This is a genomic window from Dyella flagellata, from assembly GCF_030160275.1.
GTDB classification, from domain to species: domain Bacteria; phylum Pseudomonadota; class Gammaproteobacteria; order Xanthomonadales; family Rhodanobacteraceae; genus Dyella_B; species Dyella_B flagellata.
Genome location: NZ_BSOA01000027.1, coordinates 24,250 through 50,573, shown reverse-complemented (window position 1 = coordinate 50,573; position 26,324 = coordinate 24,250). Strand labels below are relative to the sequence as shown.

Below are 26,324 nucleotides of genomic sequence, written 5' to 3'. Positions count from 1 at the left end.
GGTGAAGCAGATGCGAGTATTCCCGGTTTGGGCGGTTACACTTGGTTGGCTATACGGAGATTATTCATGAGTGAAACGGCAGCGGTCTACCAGTTCAGTGCCGCCCATGCCTGGCAGGATGCGCAATGGCGCACCGATGTCAGCTTCGGGGTGGACAGCCACGGAGGCATTATTGCTTCGGCCGGCCAGGTTCCCGCCTACCTCGATGGCTGGGTACTGCCCGGCATGCCGAACCTGCACTCGCATGCCTTCCAGCGCGCCATGGCGGGCCTGGCCGAACGGCGCGGCCCGGGCGACGATTCCTTCTGGACCTGGCGCGAAACCATGTACGGCTTCGCCGAGCGAATCGATCCGGACAGCCTGCAGGCCATCGCCGCGCAGCTCTACGTGGAAATGCTCAAGGCCGGCTACACCCAGGTCTGCGAGTTCCACTACCTGCACCACCAGCCTGACGGCACGCCCTATGCGCAGCCGGAGGCCATGTCGCTGGCGTTGATCGAGGCTGCGCGTGAAGCGGGCATCGCACTGACCTTGCTGCCCGTGTTGTACATGAGCGGTGGCTTTGATGGGCGTGCGCTGTCGCAACGTCAGCGGCGCTTTGGCAACAACGTGGACGGTTACCTGCAACTGCTCGCCAACTTGCGCAAGCACGAAAGCCGTGACGTGCGCGTGGGTGTGGCTTTGCATTCGCTGCGCGCCATTCCGGAAAGTGCGTGGCGCGGTTTGATCGAACAGGAAGCGCTGAAAACCGGCCCTATCCATATCCACATTGCCGAGCAGATCGGCGAAGTACAAGACTGCCTGGCCACGCGCGGCGCCCGCCCCGTGGAATGGCTGTTCGAGCATGCGCCCGTCGACCGCCGTTGGTGCCTCGTGCATGCCACGCACCTTACCGACAAGGAAGCCGCGCAGCTTGCGCAGAGCGGCGCGATCGCCGGCCTTTGTCCCACCACCGAAGCCAATCTCGGCGACGGGCTGTTTCCGCTTGCACGGTATCTGGATGCCAGCGGTACGCTAGGCATCGGTTCGGACTCGCATATCTCGGTGTCGCCAATCGAAGAACTGCGCTGGCTCGAATACGGCCAGCGCCTCAGTACACGCCATCGCAACGTTGCCGCACGCCATGCCGGCGACAGCGTGGGTGAAACCTTGTGGAAGGCAGCGTTGAAAGGCGGTGCGCAAGCGGCGGATTTGCCGATCGGCGCGCTGGAGACGGGCAAGCGCGCGGATTTCTTCGTGCTGGATCCCGAAGCCCCGTCGCTAGCTGCTCGTGACAGCCGCTCGGTGATGGACAGTTTGTTGTTTGCCGGCAACCGATCGCCGGTACGCCACGTGATGGCGGGCGGCAAATGGGTGGTGCGTGATTTCGTACATCGCGACGAGACGCGCATCGCCGCGCGTTATCGCATGGCCGTCATGCGCCTCGCCGGTGCGTAGGCTGGGACGACAATCCCAGCTTCTATGCGGTATCCCGGTGCTGGGATTGCCATCCCAGCCTACACGCGAGCAGATGTGCAGCAGGTTTGCAGCCGGAGCCGGATCATCGAAAGGCTGCTGCCCGCTACCTAGCAATTCGGTCTCCGGCTGCAAGCCTGCTGCACATCGGCGTGCATTGTGGCGAAGACCGCATGGAAAGCGAGTAAAGAACGTGCGTGCCGGCGTAGAATTTGCGTAATTTCGCTGTGACGACAAAGCGAAGAGGGTGGCGCCTACTCCAGCTCTTCCCCTTCATTGGCTATCTTGCGTTGAATCCGATCAAGGTACTCGTCCAGTTCGCGCAGGTTCTGGAAGATCTCTTTCACCGGCACGGCCTTGACGATGTCGAACACCTTGCGAACCTGGGCCTGCGGATTCACCAGCAGGGTATGCCCGTCGCGCGCGCGCATGGCTTTCCTGGCCTTGGCGATGCTTCTGAGTCCCGCGCTGCTGATGTAGTCGAGCGCGGACAGATCCAGCACCAGGGTGCTACCGACATCCATTTGCTGCAGCAGCTTTTCCGCTTCCTGGTCGAATTGGCCGAAGCTCATCGCGTCCAGGCGGCCTTCCAGGTAAAACGTGGATCGCCGGGGGCTGAACGGATCGATGCGTAGGTTAAGTGCCATGACCGTGCTCCGTGGGATTGGCAAAGCGCAGTTGCAGATGGTTGCCGTATTCGTCGTGGGTGTAGTTCAGTTCGCTGGACATAGCCCGTACCAGATGAAGCCCTAAGCCGCCGTCGTCGTTGCGGTCGGCCAGGTCCCCGGTGAGGGCGGGTGCCCCGAACTGCAGCGGGTCGAATGGAGCGCCCTCGTGGTTGAGTTCCACCAGTACCGCTTCTTCCAGGATCATCATGCGCAAGCCGATGCAGCCAGCCGGGTTGCCGGAGCAGCCGTGATGGACCATGTTCACCATCAGCTCCTCCAGCACCAGGCGCACATCGTCACGCAACCCGCTGCGTATGCCGGCGTCATGCAGTCTTTTTTCGCAGTGGTCGAGCGCGTCGAACACTTTTTCCAGCGTGGCGGGAAAGGCCAGGTCGAGCATCGAGGTTTCGTCCTCCAGTCCGACATGATTCCAACGTAATGCAAGCAGGGCGATATCGTCGCTCTGGCCGTAGCCCGCCGCATAGGATTCGACATCTTCGGCCAGGAACTGGGTAGGGTCGCCGCTTTGCTGGAATTGGCCCAGCCTGGCCAGCAGCCTTTCGCCGCCGTAGTGCTCCAGGGCCTCATTGGCCGCTTCGGTCACGCCGTCGGTATACACCAGCAAGGTGTCGCCCGGTCGCAGGCGCGTGCGCAGCACGGGAAAGGCGGCGTCTTCGTCCAATCCAAGCGCCGGGCCGGAGGTTACCGGCAACCAGGTCGGCGCATGATTGCCCCACAGCACGGGCGGATCGTGGCCTGCGCTGGCGAGTGTCATGTGGCCGGTCACTACGTCCAGGAAACCGCACAGCAAAGTCACGAACATGCAGTTGTCGTTGTTGCGGCACAGCTCCTGATTGATCAGCTGCAATAATTGCTGCGGCGATTGGGCGTGCGACGCCATGGCCTTGGCAAGCGTAATGGTGCGTGCCATGAACAAGGCGGCCGGGATGCCTTTGTCGGCGACGTCGCCCACCATGAAACAGAATCGCTGGCTGGGCAGCATGAAGTAGCTGTACAGATCGCCGCCGACGCTGCGTGCGGGCTTCAGTGCGGCGTACAGTTCGAAATTGTGGCAACGCGCATCGAGATAATGCGGACCCGGGAGCAGGGCGGTCTGGATCTGTTGCGCGATGTCCAGTTCGCTGGCAAGGCGTGCCTGCTCGCGTGCAAAGCGGGTCAGTTCTTCCAGGTGCGCGGCCAATTCGCGCCGCATCTTGTCGAAAGCATGGGTAAGGCGTCCTATTTCGTCGTGGCGGCGCACTCGTGGCAGGGCAAAATCCAATGCTCCGCGCGAGACTTGCTCCGCGCGCTCGGCGAGTACGCCCAGCGGTGCCAGGGTGCGGCGGATAGTGACCATCACGATCAAGCCGAGGATCAGCAAGGTCAGCGCGCCAAGCACGAGCACGGCGACGAAAGCGTCGCGCACCTGCGCGTAAATGAGTTCTTCGGGTACGGCTACGGCAAGTTTCCATTGCGTGCCATTGATCGGTTCGTCATAGATCCATACATGCGCTCCCTGCTGATCCAACTCGTGCGCGTTCGCATGTCCCTTCAGGCTTGGCGCATTCAGCAGGTCGAGCAGGGTGTTATCCGCTTTTTTGCCCACCCGCTCCATCGTGTCGTTGGCTAGATACATGCCTTGTTGGTCGATCACGAAGGCATGCGCGCCGGCCGGCAGTTGCATGGACTGCAAGATCCCTTGCAGCCAATCCAGGGTGACGTCCGCGTTCACTACGCCGATGGCGGCGCCATCGGCCTGCATCGACGAGGAATAGCTGACCAGCAAGCGATGCCTTGATTGCGATCGAAAGACTTCATGCCAGCATCCCTGGCTGCAAGCCAGCCCGCGCTGGAACCATGCCGTGTTCCAGTAGGGCTGCGCGTCCTTGGCAAGATCGCGCATGGCCAGGCTGCCGTCGCTTTGCCGGCCGACGAAAGGCGATTGCCCGGCTTCGCGCGCGGCCGGTCTGCCGGGTACGAACGCGGCTGCCAGCCCGGCAAGATCCGGATTTCCCGCCATGGCGTCATGGATCAGCGGCTTGGCATCCAGCGGACGTGGGCCAATGATGGAGGCCAGGACCCGGGCTGTGTTGGTGATGTTGTCCAGCCGCTCCTGCACCAGGCTGCTGCCCTGGCTGGCCCATGCTCCGGATTCGCGCTGGGCCTGCTGCAGCACCTGCTGGCCCACCATGCGGAACAGCAAATAGCCGCTCGCAACGAAAACGAGCGTCGCGCCGGCCAGCACCCACACGGCCAATCTCCACGCAAGACTGCGCAATGGCATGGCTCCCCTGACTCTCTACGTCGCCGGTTATAGCGGATTAGAGGACTGCGCTGATGCGAAGGATTGCTCAGCTTGGTCAAGACGGCAACTTAGTTCGCTGCCTGAACTCTCGGCATCGGTTCAGCTTGGCGACGTCATCGGGAAGATTTTCTCCGGCGTTTCCCGCCATGAGTTTCCACCACTCGCAGGGAGAACCCTCATGCTTCGCTACCTTCCCAAGTTGCTACTCGCGCTGGCCGTACTGGGCGGCGTCCTGGCGCAGACCGGCTGCGTCGTAGTCGCACCGCGCCCGGCCCGCGTATGGGTACCCGGCTATTGGTCACCGGCGCATGTGTGGGTGGGCGGTTACTATCGCTATCGCTAGGGATGCTCTGATCTATTCCGCGTGCCCGGCATGACGTCCAGAAGGCCCGCAGGGCGTGCCGCGCGGCACAGGGCAGACTGGCCGTCTGTTCAAGCCGCGGGGCACGTCCTGCGGGCCTTCTGGACGTCACCCCGTCATTGAAATTCAAAGGGTTGGGGCCGCACTGTATGCGCGCCTGGCAGCGACGTAAGCGTCTAGACAGACGGGCATGCCTTCCTCGCTCCTCAAACCAGGCACGTCCCTGTGCCTTCCCCGCGTGCGCCACTGGGTCGCTGCGAGGCGCGCATACAGTGCGGTGACGGGTACGTGGAATAGATCAGAGCATCCCTAGGATCGATGCATGGGGCGCTCAAGGCTTTCTTGCGCCCCATTCCCGAATGAAGTCGATGAACACGCGCAGCTTGGGCGGCACCTGGAAACGGCTCGGGTAGTACAGGTAGAAGCCGTCGAAAGGCGGTAGCCAGGGATCGAGCACGCTTTCCAGCCGCCCCGCATCGAGGGCGGCGCGAGCGGAGATGTCCAGTACGCAAGCCAGGCCAATGCCATCCTCCGCGGCGCGCAACGCAAGCGGCACGTCGTTGACGGTGAGGCTTCCGTCCACGGCGATCTCGTACCAACGGCCCTTCTGTGGCCCGCTGCGGTGCGCGAACTCCCAGCGATAGATCGCGCCGCTGCTGTCGAGGCGATGCTTGATGCAGTTGTGGCGCTGTAGATCTTTCGGCTCCTTGGGATAGCCGCGGCGCTCGAAGTAGGCAGGCGATCCGACCACCAGCGAACGCAGCGGCCCGCCGATGGGAACGGCCACCATGTCTCGCTGCAGGCGTTCGCCCAGCCGGATCCCTGCATCCAGGCCTTCGGCCACCAGGTCGGTGAGGTTGTTCTCCACGCGAATGTCCAATTGCACGTCCGGCCAGCGCGCCATGAATTCGCCGAGCAGGGGTTCGATCACGTTTTGCGCCGCCACCGCCGGTACGGTAAGTCGCAAGCTGCCGCGCGGACGGTCACCGTGCTGGCGGATGGCATCCAGAGCCAGATCCAGCTCGTTGAGCGCGGGGGTAATGCGCTGCAGCATCTCGCGACCGGCTTCACTAAGTCCGACGCGCCGCGTGGTGCGCTGAAGCAGCCGCGTGCCGAGCTGATGTTCCAGCTGCTGCATGGTCTGGCTGAGCGCCGAAGGCGTCACGTCCAGCGCCGCAGCCGCCCGCGTAAAACTGCCGTACTCGGCGATTGCGCGGAAGGCGCGCAGGGCATGGTGATCACGCATGGCCAGATCCATTTATTAGATTGACTAAATAATGCATCAAGTCGCTGCTGGTTTTTCAAGATGATCAGCCGGTGCAGACTGCACCCCGTCGCTACCCACTACGGAGTTCAGCCATGTCGCTCGATCAGTACTTCACACTCGGACGTTCCGGCCTGCGCGTCAGCCGCCTTGCCCTGGGGGCCATGACCTTCGGGGAAAACTGGGGCTGGGGCACGGCGGAGCAGACTGCCCGCGCCATGTTCGACCGTTACCTGGAAGCCGGCGGCAACTTCATCGATACCGCGGACATGTACACCGAAGGCAGCAGCGAAAGCATGCTGGGCAAGTTCATCGAGGAGAGCGGCACACGCGATCGCGTGGTGCTCGCCACCAAGTTCACCTACAACGCGCAGCCCGGCAATCCCAATGCCGGCGGCAATGGCCGCAAGAACATCCTGCGCGCGGTGGAAGGTTCGCTGCGCCGCCTGCGCACCGACTACATCGACCTGTATCTGCTGCACACCTGGGACCGCCTCACGCCGGCCGAAGAAGTGGTGCGCACCCTGGACGACCTGGTGCGCGCAGGCAAGATCCGCTACGCGGGACTCTCCGATATTCCCGCCTGGTACGCCGCCCGTGCGCAAACCTTCGCCGAAGCGCATGCGCTGGCGCCGCTAGTGAACATGCAGCTGGAATACTCGCTGGCCGAGCGCAATATCGAGCTCGAATACATCTCGCTGGCGCAAAACCTCGGCTTGGGCATCACCGCCTGGAGCCCGCTCGCCATGGGCATGCTGTCGGGCAAGTACAAGCCCAGCCAGCAAGGCGGCGAGGGCGACGGAAGGCTGGCCAAGGTAAGCAGTGCGCCCGGTTTCGAGCGCTTCACCGAGCGCAACTGGAAGATCGTCGCGGAACTGGAAAAAGTGGCGCAGGAGGCCGGTCAAAGCATGGCGGCGGTAGCCTTGAACTGGGTCGCCACCCAGCCGGGCGTCGCCTCGGTGATCATCGGTGCGACCAAACTCGAACAGCTCGACGCCAATCTTGCCGCGCTTTCCTTTCAGCTGCCGGCCGAATTGCGCGCACGGCTGGATGCGGTCAGCGCAACGGAAAAGCCGTTCCCTTATTACATGTTCGCCGACATTCAACAGACTCGGATACACGGTGGCGTGGCGGTGGGTGACAAGCCCGCCGGGTATGCGCCGCCGCTGTTCGTGCCGAAAGTGGAAGCGCGTGAGATTACGGCGCGCTGAACTCGACGTTCTGCTCTCTCTGCCCTCAGCGCAGAGAGAGCAAAGATCCCCAGGACAATAAACTATGAGCCGCACGACATCCCATTGGATCGAGGTTCCGCACGCCCAGCTCTATGCCGAACAGGCTGGCGAGGGGGATTCGATCACCATGCTGCATGGCTTTCTGGTCGACCGTGGCCAATGGGACCATGAATTCGCCGCCCTGGCCCGTACTCATCACGTGCTCCGCTACGATGCGCGCGGTTTCGGTCGCTCTACCATCGAGCCCGGCGGCTACTCCCATCACGAAGACTTGGCGGCGGTGCTAGACGCGTGTGGTGTGCAACGCACCAGCTTGCTCGCCTGCTCGGGCGGTGCGGCAACGGCCCTGGATTTCGCGTTGGCACATCCGGAGCGCGTCAGCTCGCTGGTCCTCATCGGTCCTGGCTACTGGGGCCGCTTCGCCGATAGCACTCCTGCCGCGCGTGCCTTTCTGCAAGCACTCCGCACTTTCGACGTGAGCGGACTGATTGACAGCTCCTTGCGCGCCTTCACCGATGGACCGCGTCGTGCGCAGAACGAAGTGGACCCGGCCGCGCGCCGGCATACGGAGGCAATGACCGTGCCGTTGTTCAAGCGCGAAACCAGCTACTGGACGCGTGCGGATCAGGATCAGCGCGAGCCCAAGCCCAGCGCGCTCGAACGCCTGCGCGAAATCGAGTTGCCAACCGTGCTGATCGTCGGCGCCGAGGATCAGATCGAAGTACATCAGTTGGCGCGGGAGCTGGTCGAAGGTTTGCCGCACGCGCGCATGTTCGTAGTGCATGGCGCGGGCCATCACGCCAATCTGGAAGCGCCCGCCGAGGTGCTTGGTATCGTGCGCAACGCTTTGTCGGTAGTCGCGCCAGTGGATTGATACGTGCCGGCTATCGAGCCGGACTCGTGGCGTTATCGACCGCCTGCAAGGGTCGCCTTATGCTTGGGGCATTCGAAATGTCCTAGAGGGCCTCGGCGCCGTTCCGGCGCAGCGGCGTATCGAGGCATCGTCCCAGGGGTTCGGCCATCCATATGCCTTCGAGCGCGTCCTTCAACACCGACGACCTGATCCGTCACGGCACGCCGGCCTTCAAGCACACCAATCTCGCCCTGTTTGCCGCCGGCCTGGCCACCTTTGGCCTGCTGTATTGCGTGCAGCCACTGATGCCGCAATTCAGCCGGCACTATGGCGTAAGCGCTGCGACCAGCGCTTTGTCGCTGTCGCTGACCACCGGCGTGCTGGCCGTTGCGATGCTGTTCGCCGGTGGTGTTTCCGATGCATGGGGACGCAAGGTGGTGATGGTGGCCTCCTTGCTTTCGTCCGCACTGCTGGTGCTGTTGTGCGCGTTGATGCCGAACTGGTACGCGTTGCTTACGCTGCGGACCTTGCTCGGCATCACGCTCAGCGGCTTGCCCGCCGTGGCCATGACCTATCTCAGCGAAGAAATGCACCCCGAATCGATCGGCTTGGGGATGGGGCTGTACATCAGCGGCAGTGCGGTGGGCGGCATGAGCGGGCGGCTGATCGCCGGTGTAGTGGCGGATTTTGCCGGCTGGCGTGCCGGCGTCGGCGTGGTGGGCTTGATCGGCTTGCTCTCCGGCCTGGTGTTCTGGAAAGCCTTGCCGCCATCGCGCCATTTTCATCCGCAAGCTTTGCAGTGGCGCGCCTTGTTCGCACGCTTTACCGGCATGTTTCGCGACCCCGGTCTGCCATGGCTGTTCGTGGAAGGCTTTCTGCTGCTCGGCGCCTTCGTCACGATCTACAACTACCTGGGCTACCGCCTGATGGCGCCGCCGTTCAACCTCAGCCAGGCAGTGGTCGGCCTGATCTTCGGCATCTACCTGGTCGGTACTTTCAGCTCGGCCTGGATGGGCCACCTGGCGGGTAAGCTGGGACGGCGCAAGGTGCTATGGACAGCCTTTGCGCTGATGCTGTTGGGGGTGGCATGTACGATGACCGATACGCTGTGGTTGATCATCTTCGGCATCGCGGCCATCACTTTCGGCTTCTTTGGTGGCCATTCCATCGTCAGCAGCTGGGTAGGGCGGCGCGGCGGCGCTGCCAAAGCACAGGCTTCTTCGATGTATCTTTTCAGTTATTACATGGGTTCCAGCGTGGCGGGCTGGAGTGGTGGGCTGTTCTATGCAAGCTATCAGTGGCAAGGCGTTGCTTGGTTTGTCGGTGCGTTGGTGCTGGCCGGCCTGGTGATCGCGCTGCGCTTGTATCGCGTGCCGCCTTTGCCGCAGCTGGTCACCCCGCCGACCCCCATGAGCAAGGGCGCGATGCCTTAAAGATCAGCTTTTGACCGCCGTTAGCAGTTGCACGAAGCGCGGCACCAAGGGCGAACGTTCGTCTTCGCGATACGCGACGTGGATCTCCGACATGGCATTGGCGTCGGCCAGCGGCACGTAGCTGACGCCTTCCACGTGGAAATGGTCGCAGGACTTGGGCAGGATCGTCACGCCGAAGCCGGCGGCCACCAGTCCGATGATCGTGGACGCTTCTCGCGCTTCCTGCGAAACGCGCGGCGCAAAACCTGCCTCGCGGCACAAGGTCATGACATGTTCGTGCACGCCCGCCCCCGCGTTGCGCGCGAACACCACGAATGGTTCCTGCGCCAGCGCCTTTGCCGGCAATTTGCCGCGTGCGCCCACGCGTTTCAGCACGGGATGGTCCGAGCGCATCACCGCAACCAGCGGATCACGAAACAGGCGCTTGGAAAGCAGGGCGGTCGGCAAGGTGCCCGGGCGCAGGATGCCGACCTGCAAGCGGCGTTCGAGCAAGGCATCGATCTGCTGCAGCGAATTCATTTCCTCCAGCTGCAGATGCACGGCCGGAAAGCGCTGCCGGAACGCGAAGATGGCGCCGGGTATGTCCTGCGAAAGCGGGGTGGTGCGAGTAAATCCGATGCGCAGCTCGCCCAGCTCCCCCCGCTGTGCGCGTTGGACCAGGTCCACAGCGCGATCGGTGCGTGCCAGGATCTCGCGGGCTTCTTGCAGAAATACACGCCCCGGTTCGGTCAGCGCTACGCGCCGGTTGGTGCGCGTGAGCAAGCGGGCTCCGACGGCGTCTTCCAGCTGGCGGATCTGCTGGCTGAGCGGCGGCTGCGACATGCCCAGCCGTTCCGCCGCCTTGCCGAAATGCAGCGTATCGGCGACGGCTACGAAGTAACGCAGGTGGCGCAGTTCGATGTTCATGCCGGCTACTTTCGCGGCATGCGGCGCGATGCTCAAGTGCTTTGCGAGCTTATCAACGCCGAGGGCGGCCCCCACCCCTGCCTTTGCAGGGGTGGGGTGGACTTATTGCGCAGGTGTAGCCGCCCCAGGCTTCAACATCCCCTGCACATCCTCGAACTTGCCGTCGCCGAGCTGCGGCTTGATACCCAGCAGATGCGCCATCAGCGGATACACGTCCACGTTCGGGAAGCTATGGAAGCGAATACCGCTCTGGAATCCAGGACCGTGCGCCACGAATAGCGCCTGCATCAGCGGATCGGCATTGTCATAGCCATGCGCCCCAAGTTTCAAATCGCCCTGATGCTTGGCCAGGTATTCGCTGGTGGTGATGCGCCAGCCGACATCGGCCAGGCATACCAGCCGTGGCACGCGCGTATTGCTGCCGTAGTCCAGGCGCTTGGGAATGCGGGTTTTGTCCCAGCAGTGCATGTGCTGCTGGGGCTGCTCCCGTTGCTGTTCGATCGCATTGAAGTCGTGTTTGCGCTTTGGGTTGAAGCCGGCGACTTCATCCAGCGTCACGACTTCCACGTCGTTCAAGTCGATCAGCTTGTCGATCAGGATGTTGTGATCCGGCGGCACGCTGGCCATGCCGTGATCGGCGAGGACGATCAGATTGATCTTGTCATACAGCCCGCGCTGGCGCAGTCCGTCGATCAGGCGTCCAATCGCGGCATCGGTATCGCGCAGGGCCTGGTTCAGCTCCGGTGAATCGGGACCGTACTTATGCCCAGCCTTGTCGACCGCTTCGAAGTACAGCGTGATGAAACTTGGGCGCTGGTCGGCCGGCAGGTCCAGCCATGCCAGCACCTGGTCGACCCGCTGATCCGGCGTTACCTTGCTGTTGTAGGGTTTCCAGAAGTCCGGACGCTTGCCCTGGATATTCGCGTCCGAGCCGGGCCAGAACATGGTGGCCGTGCGCAGGCCATTGGCATCGGCGCTAACCCATAGCGGCGTGCCCTCGTCCCACCACAAGCCGTTGCTCTCGACTTTCTTGTCGTCATGCGTGAACTTGCCCAGGGAGGGATCAACCATGGTGTTGTCGACGATGCCGTTATGATCCGGCACCAGTCCAGTCACGATGGCGTAGTGATTGGGGAAGGTCAGCGAAGGGAACGAGGGCTGCATCGAATCGGCGTGCACGCCGCTGGCGGCCATCGACTGTAGGTTCGGGGTGACGCCGCGGTTGATGTAGTCGGCCCGGAAGGCGTCGATCGAGATCAGCAGCAACGGGGTCGTAGCTTCGGCTTTGGTTTCCAATGCCTTGGCTTCCGGCGTTACGGAAGGATGAGCCGCGCAGCCGGCGAAGCCGAGGGCCAGCAATGAGCCAAGCAGGAGGCGGGACAAGCCTTTCATGATGAGAATCCGTTGGTCGATCGACAGCCGCCAATGATGGCGCAGTTGTGTGACTAATTCAGCCGCAAGTTCTTGGCGCATAGGCTGGGATGGTAATCCCAGCATCTTCGATCCCGTGTGCAAAGCTGGGATTATCATCCCAGCCTACGCCTTGGAGCCGTAACCATGTCTGCGATCGAACAACGTCCGCCCTTGCCGCCGTTTACCCGCGAAACCGCCATCCAGAAAGTCCGCCTTGCCGAGGACGCCTGGAATACCCGCGATCCGGGCCGCGTGGCGCTTGCGTATACGCCTGACAGTCGCTGGCGCAATCGGGCGGAATTCCTCCAGGGGCGCGATGCCATCGTCACTTTCCTTACGCGCAAATGGGCGCGTGAACTGGATTACCGCCTGATCAAAGAGCTATGGGCCTTCGACGGTCATCGCATCGCCGTGCGCTTTGCCTATGAGTGGCATGACGATTCCGGCAACTGGTTCCGTTCGTATGGCAACGAGAACTGGTTGTTCGATGAAAACGGCCTGATGGCCGAGCGGCATGCCAGCATCAATGACGTGCCGATCAGCGAAGCGCAGCGCCAGTACCGTTGGCGGCAAGGCCGCAGGCCGGATGATCATCCCGGGCTGAGCGATCTGGGCCTGTGAGTTCGTTTTATGCGGCGTTGCGTTTTAAGGATGTCCTGATCTCTTCCACGTACCCGTCACCGCACTGTATGCACGCCTCACTTCGCCCCGGCGGCGCACGCGGGGAAGGCACAGGGACGTGCCTGGTTTGAGGAGCGAGGAAGGCAGGGAGTATGTCTAGACGGCGGGGCGAAGTGAGGCGTGCATACAGTGCGGCCCCAACATTTAAAATTTAATGACGGGGTGACGTCCAGAAGGCCCGCAGGACGTGCCCCGTGGCTTGAACAGACGGCCAGTCTGCCCTGTGCCACGCGGCACGCCCTGCGGGCCTTCTGGACGTCATGCCGGGCACGTGGAAGAGATCAGGACATCCTTAACCACGCGGCCGCAGCATGTCCCGCCCGATACCCGCTCGCAAAACACGCCGTCAGCAAATACCCGCCGGTGGGCGCTTCCCAATCCAGCATTTCTCCCGCGCAAAATACCCCGGGCAGGGCGCTCAGCATCAGCGCTTCATCCAGGGCTTCCAGCCGCACGCCGCCAGCGCTGCTGATCGCCTCGGCGATGGGGCGCGGCCGTTGCAGGCGCAAGGGCAGGCACTTGATGGTACGGGCCAGGACATCCGGATCTTGCCGTTGCGCCGGGTCCAGCACCTCGTGCAGCAAGGCCGTTTTCACGCCGGCCAGGCCGGCCTGGCGCCGCAAATGCTCGCTTAGCGTGCGGCTGCCGCGTGGCTTGGCCAGGTCATGGCGCAATCGATCCAGCGCCCGATCCGGCGCCAGGTCCAGTTCCAGCACCGTATGGCCCTGCCGGGCGATGGCGTCACGCAAACTTGCCGCAAGCGCGTAAACCAGGCTGCCTTCGATGCCGGTTTGCGTGATCACGCATTCTCCCTGCAGCATCGGAGTGTGCCCGGAGACATCGTGCAGGCGGGCGGCAACAGGTTTCAGCGGTGCGCCAGCATGGTGCGCAGACAAATACGCGCTCCAGTCGACATCGAAGCCGCAATTGGCCGCTTGCAAGGGTGCAACGTCGGCGCCGCGTTCTGCCAGGAGCGTTTGCCACGCGCCATCGGAACCCAGTTGCGGCCAGCTGCCACCGCCTAGCGCCAACACTGCTGCGCGCGCATGCACGAAACACTCGCCGTCCGCGTTGGCGAAGCGCCAGGCGCCATCGTCGCGCCAACCGAGCCATCGATGATGCACATGAAAACGCACGCCGCTTTCGCGCAGGCGATGGACCCATCCGCGCAATAGCGGCGCCGCCTTCAAGTCGCTGGGAAACACGCGCCCCGAACTGCCCACGAAAGTAGCCACTCCCAGGCCGCGAGCCCATTCGCGCAGCGCATCGGCATCAAAATCATCCAGCCATGCGCCCACTTGCATGGCGCGTTCGCGGTAGCGTTGATCGAAGGCCGGACGCGGTTCACCGTGCGTGAGGTTCATGCCGCCCTTGCCGGCGATCAGAAACTTGCGTCCGACCGAACCCTTCGCCTCGTACAGATCGACTTCGATACCGTGTGTGCGCGCGGCTTCGGCAGCCATCAGGCCCGCGGGGCCGCCGCCAATGATGATCAGGTTGGAGGAACGCGAAGATGGCATGCACGGGTGCGGTGGAGGAATCCGTGCATTGTAAAAGAGTTAGTTGCCGTTTCCGCCTGGCTTGAGTCGCCGGATCACGTCTGCATGGGCAGGATAGCGGTGCAGCAGCGTCTGTGTATCGGCCAGCTCGAAGGTATCGAACTCAAATCCTGGCGCCACGGTGCATCCCACCAGCGAATAGCCCAGCGTTCCCTCGCGCTCCGCCGCAAACCAGCAGCCTGCGGGCACCACGAGTTGAAACGAGGCAGCCGGCTCAAGTAGCGGATTGCCAAGCCGCCGCACCCTCCACTCGCCGCCATCGTCCAGCACGTGGATAAGCAGAGGGTCACCGCCGTAGAAGTGCCACATCTCGTCCGAATCAATACGATGCCAGGCGGAGTACGCCTGGCCGTGCAGCAGGTAATAGATACCTGTCGAGGCGCGGCGCCGTGTGTTGTCCGTTTTAACGACGTACTCGTTGCTCTGGTACGTCCGCTGGTAGTAGCCGCCTTCCGGATGCGGCTGAAGATTGAGCTGCCGGATGAGGTCGTCAACAACGGAAGCTGCGGCGGTCATGCAGTGGCCTGTGGAGATGGGAAAAGCAATTGGCCCTAATTTATCGCAGCCACGCCGAACAAATCCCCTCGGGCGACCTGATCTTCCATCGCCAGCAAAAACCGCTTGGTCGGCAGGCCGCCGCCAAATCCCGTCAAGCTGCCGTTTGCGCCGATTACCCGATGGCAAGGCAGCACGATAGGCAAAGGATTGCGCCCATTGGCAGCGCCTACTGCACGCATTGCTTGTGGCTGCCCGATACGCTGCGCCAGTTCGCCGTAGCTGATGGTAGCGCCATATGGAATCTTCGCCAGCGCTTGCCATACCGCCACCTGAAAGGCCGTCCCTATCGGGTGCAGGGGTAGATCGAAGCTCGTGCGCTCGCCGGCAAAATATTCTTCCAATTGCTTGCGCGCAAAAGCGAGCTTCGCCGGATCGTGCTCCCATGCGGCATCGGGCGCCTTCCGATGCTTGCCGGTCTCGAACCAGACTTCACGTAATCCTTTCGCATCCGCCACGAGCAGCAACTTGCCGATCGGTGTGGGCAGATGGTCGTACCAGATGGCGTTGTTCGATGGATTCATGCCAGGGCTCCAGGTCGTGGCGTGGCTGGCAGCTTCGCTGGCGTGCTCACGCTGCGCCAAAGATGCATTACCGCATAGGCGCGCCACGGCCGCCAGGCTTCGGCCAGTTGCGTCAGCGCTTTGGTGCTGAGCATGTCGCCATCGCGCGAGGCGGCACGCCGCAGTATCAGATCGGCGGCGGGAAACGCATCCGGATGACTTAGCGCACGCATCGCCATGTAATGGGCCGTCCATTCGCCGATGCCGGGCAGGGCCACCCAGCGCGAGACGAACTCGTCCAGCGACTGCTCGACCCTAAAATCCACCCGTCCGTCGAGCACGGCGCGAGCCACGCCGCGGATGCTCTGTGCGCGTGCCGTAGTAATGCCCAATGCGTTGAGATCCGCGTCGGCCAATACCTCCGGTGTGGGAAACAGGCAATCCAGGCCGGGTGCCACTGGCATGGACAGCGCTTCGCCATAGCGATGTACCACACGTGAAGCAAGCGTACGTGCCGCTGCCACGCTGACTTGCTGGCCGAGTATGGCGCGCACAGCCACTTCAAAACCGTCCCAACTGCCCGGCAAGCGCAGGCCGGGGTATTTGCGCAATGAGGGACGCAAATGCGCCGTGGTCTGCAAGGCCGTGGCGATGGCTTGGGGATCGGCATCCAGATCGAACATGCGGCGAATGCGCGTGACCACCGACAGCATCTGCGCTGGTTGCGGGCAATGCAGCTGCAGGCGCAGCACGTTCTCCTGCTCCGGCCATGCGCTCAGACGCAGCCAGCCCGGCGCTTGGGCAGGACCGAAAACGCGCGCATAGCTTTCGTCGTCGACCACTTCGATGCCCGGCAAGGCGCGGCCGCGCAGAAAAGCCAGCAGGGAAGCGAAGTCGTAAGGCGGCCGGTAGTGCAGGCGCAACGTCAGGCTGTCATCGCTGCCCGCATGTGGTTTGCGCCGCAGCTCGCGCGGCGCGATACGATTGGCTTGCGCAAACGCGGCATTGAAGCGGCGCAGGCTGCCGAAGCCTGAAGCGAGCGCCACATCCGTGACCGGCATGTTCGTCTCGGTCAGCAGTTGTTTGGCGAACAACAAGCGGCGCGTGGTGTGCACGTCGATGGGTGGTGCGCCCAGGCGCTCCACGAACAAACGACGCAGCTGCCGCGCCCCTACGCCGACGCGCCGTGCAAGCTCTTCCACCGAATGATCTTGCAGCAGTCCGCCTTCGATCAGCTTCAGCGCGCGAGTTACCACGTGGTCACCACGCTGCCACGCGTCATTGCCGGGCGCGAGTTCCGGCCGGCAGCGCAGGCAAGGGCGAAATCCCGCCGATTCCGCTGCCGCGGCCGTCGTGTAATACGTGACGTTCTCACGCTTTGGCGAAGGCGAGGCAGGACACACCGGCCGGCAATAAATGCGGGTGGTGCTGACGGCGATGAAGAACAGCCCGTCGAACCGCGCGTCACGGCTCAGTCGGGCCCGCTCGCAGGTTTGCGAGTCCAGGGTGGGGAAGGCGTGGGTTTCTGTCATGGCTGCAGGCTAGCACCGCCGCGAACCGAAAACTCGCCGTTTTCGGACATCAACGCCAGCCTGCTTGCCTGCGCTCTAATCCAGATCGTGACGGACGCCGGTCATGCTCGAAAGCACCCCATCCCTGCGAATCAGGCCGTGATACAGCGCCGCCCCAAGGTGCGCCAGAAACGTCAGGAACAACAGCACTGCCAGCCACGCATGCGTATGCCGAAGGATCGCGAACGCTGCCGCGTTCACCGGAAAAATCGGCGGCAAGCGCAGCGAGTGACTGAGCATTACCGGGTAACCACCCGCCGATAGCATCGCCCAGCCGACCAAGGGCATGGCCAGCATCAGCGCATACAGTAAGTAGTGCGAAGCATACGCCGCTAGCTTCTGCACGGCGGGCAGGTCCTCAGGCAAGGGCGGCGGCGGATTGCGCAGGCGTACGACGAGCCGGACTATCGCAAGCACGAGTATCGCGATGCCGAGCGGCTTGTGGATCGCAAGCAGCCATTCGTGCCGTTCGGAGACGGACGCCACCATGCCCACGCCGATGAATAGCATCGACACGATCATCACTGCCATCAGCCAATGCAGCACGCGGGCGGCAAGCACGAACTGGGTGGATGAGCGCGTCATGGCTGGGTCTCCGGCTCGGTGGTGGCTGTGGCTATGCCGGGAAGATGCGCTTCCTCGCTGGTGCGGCGCAGATAGGAAGTGGCGTAGGCGGCAGAACGTGCGGGCAGCAGCGGGTCGTCGGAAATCTCGATGCCGTGCGGCAGGATGGTGGGGTCGTAATTGATATCGCGGCAGGCGCCGCTTTCCTGCGCTTCGGTGCCGGTAAGCACCAGCGTACCGGCGTCGATCTCGCGACGATCCGAGGGCCATGCCTTGGTCGCATCATTGGTGGGATCGCCTGGATTGGCGAGTGTAAACACCAAATGCCAGCGCAGTGGTCCTTGTGCCAGCCGCCGGGTGAGATCGGCATCCAGGTAATCCGCATCGCTGGCGCCGGTTGACGTCCCACTGGTTTGCGGCACTACGCGCCAACGCACCGCGTGCTTTTGGCCATTCGCATCGACGAATACGAAGGCATTCAAGCTCCAATAGCTTTCGGTCGCGAAGCTGGCCGATGGCCTGGCCGTCTTCACCCAGGCGAGGAACGCCGCTGTTTCAGGATGCGCGGCAAAGAAGGCGCCCATTTTCGCGGGGTTAGGCTTGCCGGTGGATGGATCGGGCTGCTGGGCCTGAAGGAATTCATAGAATGCCTGCGGCGTGGCAACCAGAAACACCGGCATGCTGTTCATGCCGGTGCGCCATTGCTGGCCGTTGGCTTGCGTAAAGCGCAAGGCCAGGCTGCGGATCGGGGCGCTGCCGTCTGGCGCATAGGGATTGCCGCCGGGAATCGCAAAGCGGCCCATTACTGGTGTCCGGCCAGGCATGAACACTTGCGCGATCGAATAGGCCTGCGCCTGGCCGTTGCTGTCGAAATAACCGGCCACGCACACGCCTTTGGCGTGATTGCGGCGGTAGCCCGGGAATGTCCCGCCAGCATTGGCTTGCAGCTGATTCACCAGCTGCTGCGCGGTCAATCGATGCGGTGTCAGCCAACCACCGACATACCCGAAGCTCAGGACGAGAATGAGCAGTACAAGGCCGATCAGCGCAAGTCGCTGCACAACGCTGCGGCCGGAAAGGGGAGGCGAAGCATGCATGGATCATGTCCTGGCAGGAAGGATGCATCAGGTTGTCTTCGTCCATGACAGTGGTACGGTTACAGATGGGCACACACTCGCACGCCAAGCACTCTCGATGCTCGTTCGGTGCTGCGCGCATTCACATGCGATATGCGCGTCGATGTCGAAATACCAGGCGGCTACTTCACCGGCGCCATCAAATGCTGGTACGGCGTGCCTGCCCACATCACATAAGGCATGGACGTATCAGGGTCGGCATTCTTCGGATACATGTCGTAGAAGGATGGATCGGCGCCGACGATCATGAAATGCGGCCCGGTCTTGATCCAGTGGTTGCTCGGCAGCGGCTGCTTCGCGTAGGGATCGGTATTGCTTGCGTCCGTGCCGCCTTCGAGCATGTACATCACGCCGATCTTGCCGGTGGGCGGCGGTTTGTGCGCCATATAGGCTTGTGCCCATTCCCATGCGTTCTTGTCCATGCACATTGGATCGGGGCCGGGCGTGGCCGGATTGTCCGGCATGCAGGTATAGCCATTGCTGCCTTGGCGCAGCGTACGCATCGAGCCGTCGGGATTCATGGCGACGATGGTTGCGCCCTTGGCAACGCCTGGCGGCGCCGCTCGCATGGCACTGGCGATGAGCTGGGCATCCGTGGGGACTGGCTTGTCGGCTGCCCATGCAGTGCTCGTTGCAACGAGCAGGACAGCGACAGCGGTGGACCGGAACTTCGAGCCTATGGCGCGCATAAGGCCTCCGCGTTGGGGGCGCAGGTCATCCAGGGATTTCCGTTGGCGAGTCTGGGCGCCGGTGAAAAGCCTGTCAATTGGCGTTGCAGCTTCACGCGCAAGAGCCGGCTTTTGCCGCAGCGCAGTTGGCGCCCCTGAAACAGGGCGCCCATAATGGGTGCTTTCCCATGGCCGTCGCAGGACCCCCCGATGAACGCCCCCACCCGCATCGACACCACCCGCACCATTCGCGCTCCGCATGGCACGGCGCTGACCTGCAAGAGCTGGCTCACCGAAGCCCCGTACCGCATGCTGCAGAACAACCTGGACCCGGCCGTGGCGGAAAACCCGGCCGAACTGGTGGTCTATGGCGGTATCGGCCGCGCCGCGCGCAACTGGGAATGCTTCGACGCCATCCTGCGCGCCCTGCGTGACCTCAACGACAACGAAACCCTGCTGGTGCAGTCCGGCAAGCCGGTGGGCGTGTTTCCCACCCATCCCGATGCGCCGCGCGTACTCATTGCCAATTCCAACCTGGTGCCGGCGTGGGCGAACTGGGAGCACTTCAATGAACTGGATAAGAAAGGCCTGATGATGTACGGCCAGATGACCGCCGGTTCGTGGATCTACATCGGCTCGCAAGGCATCGTGCAGGGTACCTACGAAACCTTCGTGGAAATGGGCCGCCAGCACTACCAGGGCAGCCTCAAGGGCAAGTGGATACTCACCGCGGGCCTGGGTGGCATGGGCGGCGCGCAACCGTTGGCGGCATCGCTGGCCGGTGCGTGCAGCCTCAACATCGAATGCCAGCAGAGCCGTATCGATTTCCGCCTCAATACGCGCTACGTCGACGAGCAAGCCACCGACCTGGACGATGCGCTCGCTCGCATCGAGAAATACACCAAGGCTGGCGAAGCCAAATCCATTGCCTTACTAGGCAATGCGGCCGACGTGCTGCCCGAACTCGTTCGCCGCGGTGTCAAACCCGACGCCGTCACCGACCAGACCAGCGCGCACGACCCGGTCAACGGCTACCTTCCGCAAGGCTGGACGGTGGAACAGTGGTTCGAGCGCCGCAAGAGCGATCCGGCCGGCACCGCCAAGGCCGCCAAGCAAGCGATGAAAAAGCACGTGGAAGCGATGCTGGCCTTTCATGCCCAAGGCATTCCCACCTTCGACTACGGCAACAACATCCGCCAGATGGCCAAGGACGAAGGCTGTGCCAACGCCTTCGATTTCCCCGGCTTCGTGCCCGCTTTCGTGCGCCCGCTGTTCTGCCGTGGTGTCGGCCCGTTCCGCTGGGTGGCGCTCTCCGGCGATCCGGAAGACATCCTGAAAACCGACGCCAAGGTGAAGGAGCTGATTCCCGACGACAAGCACCTGCACAACTGGCTGGACATGGCCGAACAGCGCATCAGCTTCCAGGGCCTGCCCGCACGCATCTGCTGGGTTGGCCTGGGCCAGCGTCACAAGCTCGGCCTGGCTTTCAACGAAATGGTGCGCAAGGGCGAGCTGAAAGCGCCGATCGTGATCGGCCGCGACCACCTCGATTCCGGCTCGGTCGCCAGCCCCAACCGCGAAACCGAAGCGATGAAGGACGGTAGCGACGCCGTCTCCGATTGGCCGCTGCTCAATGCTCTGCTCAATACCGCTGGTGGTGCGACGTGGGTGAGCTTGCACCACGGCGGCGGCGTGGGCATGGGCTACAGCCAGCACAGCGGCGTGGTGATCGTATGCGATGGCACTGAAGCGGCCGACAAGCGTATTGCTCGTGTGCTGTGGAACGATCCTGGCACTGGCGTGATGCGCCATGCGGATGCTGGCTATGACATCGCGATTGAATGCGCGAAGGAACAGGGGCTTAATCTGCCGATGCTGTAACGCGCTTGCGGTACGTTTGAGCTGTGTAGGTTGGGGTACACCCCCCAACCTACGCACGTATATCTGAACTCAACAGATATTTTGGCCAAGGTGGGACCGTCCCATCACATGCAATGGCCGGTGCCAGCTGAACAGCTGGATGCGCTCAATGCTCATGTCGGCGGCGTCATTGAAGTGGCGTGAGTATGGCTGCCGTGCGGGCAATTCGTTGGCTGGGATGTAATTCCAGCAGGATGGAAAGCAGGGATCGTCATCCCGGCATCTACGCTACTGGCGCGATGCGGCATACGGATGCCGGGTACGAAAGTGCCGCGCAATATGCGAAGGAGCAGGGATTGATTTGCCGATCTTGTGAACCTTTGGTGACAGATTCTGTCCTTGACCTTGCGAAAGAACCTAATGCCCCTGTTCTTCAGAGGATTGCGGTCTTCACATAAGCCTTTGGCTTTTGTCTGGACGACGGAACTCGTGGCCTGGCAGGCGGGAGATCTTTTAGATGGCGTATCGCGCCGTCACACAAGGAGAGAAGCATGGATGTACGAAAAACTACGTTGTCTGACATGGGCGGTCCAAGTCAGCAAGAATGGAAGTCAGGGGCCTTAGGAAGACACCTGAGTTCCATTGCGGTTTTTTTCGTCTCCTGGTGTGTGACCTATAGCAGGGTATACGTCAATGGGGACGACGTCGTCCACATGCAGGGCAGTTACGGCAAAAGCATATTCTTGCCAAGCTTCAAGCCAGACTGGATACCTAACAGAGTGTTTGACATGTATGGACGTAATTTACTCGTCCATCTGTTTGATATGATTTATTTTCCGGTCAAGTCGCTGTTTGGTGTTGATTTCTTTCTTTTTTTTTAAGATTTTTAATGCGACAATTTTTTCGCTATTCATATTGATTGTTAAAGAGTATGTGGCTAATCAGGTTTATATGATGGGTCATGTCGCAGACGGGAGGCGACAAGGTGCGGCTGGAGGTGTTTTATTGATGGCCTATATGGCATTTGTGATTTTGCTTATCTTTAAATGGGTTAATGAGGTGTATTTTGTTTGCTATCAACTTCCGGCTTTTGTCGGATTTGTGGTTATTGCGGAATTGTTCAAGTTGATGCCCTCTTGGCGTCTATCAGGCGATCGCCACGTTCCTGCGCCATGGCTTGCGGTACTTGCATTCATTGCAGCGTTTACGTTGGAAGCCTACAGCGGAATCATGTTGATGGCAGTTGCGTTTGCGCTGATATTAAACTGGCCTCAGCGATTGCGTGACGCCTGGCGTAGTCAATACGTCGCAATATCTTTTTTTTTGATGATTTGCTGCGGAACTGCGTTGCTCGTTACCGCAGTTTACTCGAATAGGGTCCTTGGCGGGGAAAATTTATCAGTCGCGAGGCAGGTCATTGATTTTTTCTTTGCAAGCGGCCACTTATCGCATGATGCTAAAAAGCATTGCTTGAGCCTGGTGGAGGGGCTCGTCGTGCCTGGCATTTTGTTGGTATTCATCGCCTTTTGGCGTCGTGGAGGAAAGGGTGGTTCGGCGATTATCGCAATATTTGGGTTGCCAAATTTTGCGATGATAAGGTGGCTTGGATTTTTATTGATGGTTATTTTTCCCACGGCGATTGTCACCGCCGCGATATCGCTGAAGACGGGGGCAGATTATTTTGACTTTCGTAACTATCCGTGGGGCGGTTTTTTTCTTGTTGCGGAGCTTTTTGCCGTGTTGGCAATTTCTGTTCCGCTGATATGGCTGTTCCGCGGCAATTCCATGGTGGATACGGCCAGGGTTTTTGTCGTCGCTATTTTTCTTTCTTCTGCCATGGTTCGTGTATTGGACGGGGCGTCGGAACAATATGAAGCGTCGTTGAAAATCAAGCAGGCCTATAGCGCTGCGCTGACAAATTCGGTGCCCGTCTTTGACTCCGGTTTGTCGCTTGATTCCGTGCCTATGCAGGTTCGGCCATTGCCAACGGCAGCCTCGCCTTCATGGTTTATTGAGGGTTATTTTGCTTTTTTTAAAAAATATTACGGCGCCGACACGACAATGTTGTTTAAATAGGATTTTGGGGTCCGACGCGGGCGAGGGAGGTGACACCAGCGGGTGTGGAAACCCAAAGCACGAACCATTCGTCACCCCGGGTGCTACCGGGGCGACGAGCGGGCTAATCAAGGCGCGCTAGAAGCCTCTACCGCGGCTTTTGCAATGCTCTTGCACAAAGCCTGCATGCCGTTCGGGCAGTGCCCGGCATTCTGTTTGATCTTGTCCAGATCGCCGGTGTCCAGCGTTGAATTGATATGCCACAGTACGAATGAACGTAGCGCGGGTGTTTTCGCGATGAGGGGCGAGAGCTGGTGCAGCGTATCCCAATGATCGACCAGCAGGCGGGCGACGGCTTCGGAGCTTCCTTCGGCAATGCTGCCGTCATCGCACTGCTTGAACTTCACGCGGAACGCATCGACGGCCGCCCAACTATTGAGCGTGTCCACGGCAGCATCCGCGGCTTCGGCCTGGGTAGCAGTACAGGCGGCTGCATGCGAATGTGCCGCGACACAGCCCGCGGCGAGCAGCGATAGCCCGACAAAGGCGAGTTTACGGATGCACATGGGCTTTGTGTCCATGCAGATGATGACCGTAGTGGGCCTGCGCCTGACGGTTGCCGGCTACTTCCATGACCGTGAGCGGATCACTGGCTATCGCATCCTTGATCGCCAGCATGGCCTCGTCCGAGGTGCGTATACAGCCCATGGTGGGATGCTGCGGGCCTGGCAGGTGCTTGGCATTGGCGCGGCCGGAATGCAGGCCTATTCCTGAATGGTTCGGGACATCGAAGCGGATGATGCCATAGGAGCCATAAGGCCCATTGGGGTCGGCCGCGTGACGGTGCGGAGCGGTTTTGTCTTGAACCTGATAGCTGCCGTTCGGCAGGTGGGATTTGACCGTGGCGTGACTGTCGACGTTGTTATAGGCAGTCCACGTACCTAAGGTTTTCCCGTCCTTGCTGATCAGGGAAACCTGGTGCTTTTCTCCATCGTAATGCAGTTTTGACATAAGGGAGCCTTTTTTCCATGTTCACAGTGGGACAGCTTGGGAACGAAGCTCGAGATATGACATCCATGGCCCCCCTGGGGTGACCATGAGGCTGATCCTAGATGATCAGCCTCCCATATTGCATTAGTCGGTCAAAACGGCGGCCGTGGTCAGTTTTTCGCCTGTTTATAAATGATCCCGGCCTTCATCACGAACGGCACCTGCTCGATCGCGCTGATGTCCTGGGTCGGGTCCCCTTGTACGGCAATGACATCCGCGTCCAGCCCGGCCTTGAGCTGCCCGAACTGATCCTGCTGGCGCAGGATCTTCGCGTCCACCGCCGTCGCGGCCAGCAGCGCCCGCGCGGGTGACATGCCGTCGCGTACCATCCATTCCAGTTCCTTGTAGTTGGTGCCGTGCGTGAACACGCCCACGTCGCTGCCACAGCCGATGGTGACGCCGGCTTGCATGGCGAACTTGAAGGCGTTGGCGGCCTGCTGCATGTCCGCCGTAGGTGGCTGGCCAGGTTTCCAGCCATGGAAGTATTCGGCGTAGGCGGCTTCGGCTTCCAAGGTCGGCAGGTAAGCGACATTGTGTTGCTTCATCAACTCGAACACTTCGCGTGTGCCGCCGTAGCCGTGTTCGATGGTGTCGACGCCAGCCAGCACCGCGCGGTGCATGCCTTCGGCGGTGGTGGAGTGCATGGAGACGGGAAGGCCCAACGAGTGGGCGGTGTCGACGCCGGCTTTCAGTTCTTCCTCGCTGAAAGTGGGCATGGCGCCCTTGCTCTTGCCGCAGTGGTAGTCGGCATAGATCTTGATCCAGTCGGCGCCGTGGCCGGCCTGATCACGCACGGCATCGATCATTTGCGGCACACCGGCGACCGGAATGCCACCCTGGGGCAGGTTCAGGTCGGTGCGAAAGCCTTCGGGGCCGGGGCCATAACAATGTGCGGCGATGGTGGCGCGCGTCGCCACGAACAGATGGGGGCCAGGGATCAGGCCTTCGTTGATGGCGCGTTGCACATCCACGTCGGAATAGCCCGCCCCTTCGGTGCCCAGGTCGCGAAGAGCGGTGAAGCCGGCCATCAAAGTATCGTGCACGTGCTGCACGGCTTCGATGGTGCGATAGGCCACCGTTTCCTTGAGCACCTGATCGTCCCACAGCGTCTCGTTGTAAGGATGCAGGAAGATGTGCGAGTGCGCGTCGATCAGGCCGGGCAGCAGGGTGGTACCGGGTAGGTCGATGGTTTGCGTGCCGGGCGGCGCATGGACCTCCGAAGTAGGGCCCACCGCGGTGATCTTGTCACCCTGCACCAGGACCACCCAGCCGGCATGTGCCTGTTCGCTGCGCGCATCGAACACGCGATCGGCCTTGAGCAGCCAGGGGTGATCGGCCGGCTTGGCGGACGATGCAGTGCCCGCCTGGGCCACGGATGCGCTCATGGCGCAGGCCAGCCACATGCCGCCGAACAACGCGGCAAGGCGCTGGAACCGATGCTTCGACATAGCTGCTCCCCAGAATCTTGTCGGCCGGATCGGTCATTTATAGCAAGAACGAGTCGCAAGTACGTAGGCTGGGATGACAATCCCAGCTGCTTTATAGCAGGCGATGCTGGGATTGCATCCCAGCCTACATTTTTTTCGGGTAGTACTGCGGCGCCTCGCGGCGATCCTTCAAGCCGTAATCACGGACGACCCGAATGGCGTAGATGTTCGCCCGGGCATCGTTGTAGCGGATGGCCTGGTCGGCGAAATCATCCGCTTCCTGCTGCATGGACCAACTGGCAAGGGTCGCACCGCGCGCGGAGGTGTTGAGGTGTTCGAACACCTCACGCTCCAGCATCAGCGGATTCGCTGCGTCGGTGAGTTGGCTCAGCGCGGAATCCTCGGAAAGCACGCCATCGATGATGGTCAGCGCCGTGGCCGGGCCGACTTCGGTTCGGTCTTGCCGCATCCACCCTATGTTGCGATCGGCGAATGAGCCGGCGACGCGCGTTACTTCGCCCACCCGGATGCGGTAATCATCGAGCACGCCCTCGCGTCCGCGCACCTGCGCGGCATGGTGTTGTTCCAGTGTGCGCCATTGCACCAGCGCTTTTTCGTTGTCCCACAGTGACAGGGACAACAGATAGCCGTCACGGGAGCGGCTGCCGAATCGCTCGTTTTCCAGGAAACCGGGGATCTTCATCAACGCGGGGCGCAGGCTGGCGGCGATCTGAAGATACTCATCCTTGCGCGCAGCGTTGGGCTTTACTTCGAAAACGACGGCAAATAGCGAGCGCTTGGACAT

Annotated in this window: 25 protein-coding genes; 9 read left to right on the top strand and 16 right to left on the bottom strand. The window is 61.7% G+C overall.

The genetic code is table 11. The annotated features are described in order from the left end of the window. The first annotated feature begins 66 nt into the window (after positions 1-66). Positions 67-1,437 (top strand): formimidoylglutamate deiminase, encoded by a 1,371-nt coding sequence (locus tag QQJ96_RS12995; protein ID WP_284332427.1) that lies wholly within the window; start codon positions 67-69, stop codon positions 1,435-1,437. A gap of 272 nt (positions 1,438-1,709) precedes the next feature. Here QQJ96_RS12995 and QQJ96_RS12990 read toward each other — a convergent pair whose 3' ends face one another. After that, entirely contained in the window at positions 1,710-2,102 is a 393-nt protein-coding gene (locus QQJ96_RS12990) for an STAS domain-containing protein (RefSeq protein WP_284332426.1), read from the bottom strand. Continuing rightward, positions 2,092-4,407 (bottom strand): SpoIIE family protein phosphatase, encoded by a 2,316-nt coding sequence (locus tag QQJ96_RS12985; RefSeq protein WP_284332425.1) that lies wholly within the window; start codon positions 4,405-4,407, stop codon positions 2,092-2,094. The genes QQJ96_RS12990 and QQJ96_RS12985 overlap by 11 nt, the downstream gene beginning before the upstream one ends. 199 nt (positions 4,408-4,606) lie before the next feature. Between QQJ96_RS12985 and QQJ96_RS12980 the strand changes: the two genes are divergently transcribed. Then, entirely contained in the window at positions 4,607-4,771 is a 165-nt protein-coding gene (locus QQJ96_RS12980) for a hypothetical protein (protein WP_284332424.1), read from the top strand. A gap of 349 nt (positions 4,772-5,120) precedes the next feature. On the opposite strand, the gene QQJ96_RS12975 is transcribed toward QQJ96_RS12980, so the two are convergent. Further along, complete coding sequence (locus tag QQJ96_RS12975; RefSeq protein WP_284332423.1) at positions 5,121-6,035, bottom strand: LysR family transcriptional regulator; 915 nt, start codon at positions 6,033-6,035, stop codon at positions 5,121-5,123. A gap of 113 nt (positions 6,036-6,148) precedes the next feature. Between QQJ96_RS12975 and QQJ96_RS12970 the strand changes: the two genes are divergently transcribed. The 3 genes from QQJ96_RS12970 (at position 6,149) to QQJ96_RS12960 (ending at position 9,571) form a co-directional block, all read left to right on the top strand. Further along, entirely contained in the window at positions 6,149-7,264 is a 1,116-nt protein-coding gene (locus QQJ96_RS12970) for an aldo/keto reductase (protein ID WP_284332422.1), read from the top strand. Between the two features lie 64 nt (positions 7,265-7,328). Continuing rightward, on the top strand, positions 7,329-8,159 hold the full coding sequence (locus tag QQJ96_RS12965) for an alpha/beta fold hydrolase (protein ID WP_284332421.1): 831 nt from the start codon (positions 7,329-7,331) through the stop codon (positions 8,157-8,159). 152 nt (positions 8,160-8,311) lie between these two features. Then, positions 8,312-9,571: an MFS transporter gene (locus QQJ96_RS12960; protein ID WP_284332420.1), complete on the top strand. Its 1,260-nt coding sequence runs from the start codon at positions 8,312-8,314 to the stop codon at positions 9,569-9,571. A 3-nt stretch (positions 9,572-9,574) separates the two neighbouring features. On the opposite strand, the gene QQJ96_RS12955 is transcribed toward QQJ96_RS12960, so the two are convergent. Continuing rightward, the gene (locus QQJ96_RS12955) at positions 9,575-10,477 is read right to left on the bottom strand and encodes a LysR family transcriptional regulator (protein WP_284332449.1); all 903 of its coding nucleotides are present in this window, start codon (positions 10,475-10,477) and stop codon (positions 9,575-9,577) included. A 102-nt stretch (positions 10,478-10,579) separates the two neighbouring features. After that, a complete protein-coding gene (locus QQJ96_RS12950; protein ID WP_284332419.1) occupies positions 10,580-11,869 on the bottom strand; it encodes an alkaline phosphatase family protein in 1,290 nt (429 codons plus the stop codon). Positions 11,870-12,034: 165 nt separating this feature from the next. Between QQJ96_RS12950 and QQJ96_RS12945 the strand changes: the two genes are divergently transcribed. Beyond that, entirely contained in the window at positions 12,035-12,511 is a 477-nt protein-coding gene (locus tag QQJ96_RS12945) for a nuclear transport factor 2 family protein (RefSeq protein ID WP_284332418.1), read from the top strand. A 341-nt stretch (positions 12,512-12,852) separates the two neighbouring features. On the opposite strand, the gene QQJ96_RS12940 is transcribed toward QQJ96_RS12945, so the two are convergent. The 7 genes from QQJ96_RS12940 to QQJ96_RS12910 all read right to left on the bottom strand — a co-directional run bounded on the left by QQJ96_RS12940 (position 12,853) and on the right by QQJ96_RS12910 (position 19,148). Then, positions 12,853-14,091 (bottom strand): TIGR03862 family flavoprotein, encoded by a 1,239-nt coding sequence (locus QQJ96_RS12940; protein WP_284332417.1) that lies wholly within the window; start codon positions 14,089-14,091, stop codon positions 12,853-12,855. A gap of 39 nt (positions 14,092-14,130) precedes the next feature. Further along, positions 14,131-14,646 carry a cupin domain-containing protein gene (locus tag QQJ96_RS12935; protein WP_284332416.1) on the bottom strand — a complete coding sequence of 172 codons (516 nt, stop codon included), beginning with the start codon at positions 14,644-14,646 and terminating at the stop codon, positions 14,131-14,133. A gap of 35 nt (positions 14,647-14,681) precedes the next feature. Next, the gene (locus QQJ96_RS12930) at positions 14,682-15,209 is read right to left on the bottom strand and encodes a methylated-DNA--[protein]-cysteine S-methyltransferase (protein ID WP_284332415.1); all 528 of its coding nucleotides are present in this window, start codon (positions 15,207-15,209) and stop codon (positions 14,682-14,684) included. Continuing rightward, positions 15,206-16,720, bottom strand: a complete 1,515-nt coding sequence (locus QQJ96_RS12925) for an AlkA N-terminal domain-containing protein (RefSeq protein ID WP_284332414.1) — start codon at positions 16,718-16,720, stop codon at positions 15,206-15,208. The genes QQJ96_RS12930 and QQJ96_RS12925 overlap by 4 nt, the downstream gene beginning before the upstream one ends. 75 nt (positions 16,721-16,795) lie before the next feature. Further along, on the bottom strand, positions 16,796-17,344 hold the full coding sequence (locus QQJ96_RS12920; protein ID WP_284332413.1) for a cytochrome b: 549 nt from the start codon (positions 17,342-17,344) through the stop codon (positions 16,796-16,798). Next, a complete protein-coding gene (locus QQJ96_RS12915) occupies positions 17,341-18,420 on the bottom strand; it encodes a catalase family peroxidase (RefSeq protein ID WP_284332412.1) in 1,080 nt (359 codons plus the stop codon). The genes QQJ96_RS12920 and QQJ96_RS12915 overlap by 4 nt, the downstream gene beginning before the upstream one ends. Before the next feature lie 161 nt (positions 18,421-18,581). Beyond that, a complete protein-coding gene (locus QQJ96_RS12910; protein ID WP_284332411.1) occupies positions 18,582-19,148 on the bottom strand; it encodes a hypothetical protein in 567 nt (188 codons plus the stop codon). Positions 19,149-19,337: 189 nt separating this feature from the next. Between QQJ96_RS12910 and hutU the strand changes: the two genes are divergently transcribed. The 3 genes from hutU (at position 19,338) to QQJ96_RS12895 (ending at position 23,063) form a co-directional block, all read left to right on the top strand. After that, entirely contained in the window at positions 19,338-21,008 is a 1,671-nt protein-coding gene (gene hutU, locus QQJ96_RS12905) for a urocanate hydratase (protein ID WP_284332410.1), read from the top strand. A gap of 530 nt (positions 21,009-21,538) precedes the next feature. Continuing rightward, positions 21,539-21,868 carry a hypothetical protein gene (locus QQJ96_RS12900; protein WP_284332409.1) on the top strand — a complete coding sequence of 110 codons (330 nt, stop codon included), beginning with the start codon at positions 21,539-21,541 and terminating at the stop codon, positions 21,866-21,868. Further along, entirely contained in the window at positions 21,843-23,063 is a 1,221-nt protein-coding gene (locus QQJ96_RS12895) for a hypothetical protein (protein WP_284332408.1), read from the top strand. Before QQJ96_RS12900 ends, QQJ96_RS12895 begins: the two co-directional genes overlap by 26 nt. Before the next feature lie 107 nt (positions 23,064-23,170). Here QQJ96_RS12895 and QQJ96_RS12890 read toward each other — a convergent pair whose 3' ends face one another. The 4 genes from QQJ96_RS12890 to QQJ96_RS12875 form a co-directional block, all read right to left on the bottom strand. Continuing rightward, positions 23,171-23,608: a hypothetical protein gene (locus tag QQJ96_RS12890; RefSeq protein WP_284332407.1), complete on the bottom strand. Its 438-nt coding sequence runs from the start codon at positions 23,606-23,608 to the stop codon at positions 23,171-23,173. Then, positions 23,595-24,053: a L,D-transpeptidase family protein gene (locus tag QQJ96_RS12885; RefSeq protein ID WP_284332406.1), complete on the bottom strand. Its 459-nt coding sequence runs from the start codon at positions 24,051-24,053 to the stop codon at positions 23,595-23,597. Before QQJ96_RS12885 ends, QQJ96_RS12890 begins: the two co-directional genes overlap by 14 nt. Positions 24,054-24,202: 149 nt before the next feature. Beyond that, positions 24,203-25,540 (bottom strand): amidohydrolase family protein, encoded by a 1,338-nt coding sequence (locus QQJ96_RS12880; RefSeq protein WP_284332405.1) that lies wholly within the window; start codon positions 25,538-25,540, stop codon positions 24,203-24,205. A gap of 124 nt (positions 25,541-25,664) precedes the next feature. After that, positions 25,665-26,324, bottom strand: a complete 660-nt coding sequence (locus tag QQJ96_RS12875; protein WP_284332404.1) for an antibiotic biosynthesis monooxygenase family protein — start codon at positions 26,322-26,324, stop codon at positions 25,665-25,667.